Annotated in this window: 1 pseudogene; it reads right to left on the reverse strand. The window is 72.4% G+C overall.

Going from position 1 to position 399, the window contains the following annotated elements:
• Positions 1-11: 11 nt before the first annotated feature.
• Positions 12-399: pseudogene (locus OO69_RS48305) on the reverse strand (alpha-1-antitrypsin); the annotation flags it as partial.

Below are 399 nucleotides of genomic sequence, written 5' to 3' on the forward strand. Positions count from 1 at the left end.
GGTGAATCGCATCAGTTGGTCCTCCAGATCGCGAACCGCCAGCGCGAGAGCCAGCCCCACAGCAGACCGGCGACGAAGCCGACCAGCACCAGCAGGCCGAGCAGCCACCAGCCGCGCCCGAGGCCGAAGGCGGCCACGTCGTCGGAGTCGCCCGGGCCGTCCACTACGTCGACGGTCAGCTCCAGCGGCAGACCGGGCGTGGTCTTCACGCCGGAGGCCACGGAGAAGGAGTTGGTCACCTGGAGGCACACGGCCTCGGCCGGGGCGTCGTCCTCGTCGCTCTCGGCCTTCGGGTAGCGCAGCCCCGTCGAGAGCACGTCGGTGCGGCCGTTGCCCGCCGCCTCACCGCGCACGATCTCCCGGCCGTGCACGGTCACCGCGCGCAGCAGCACCCCGTAG

The organism is Streptomyces sp. NRRL F-525 (genome assembly GCF_000716605.1).
Taxonomy (GTDB): domain Bacteria; phylum Actinomycetota; class Actinomycetes; order Streptomycetales; family Streptomycetaceae; genus Streptomyces.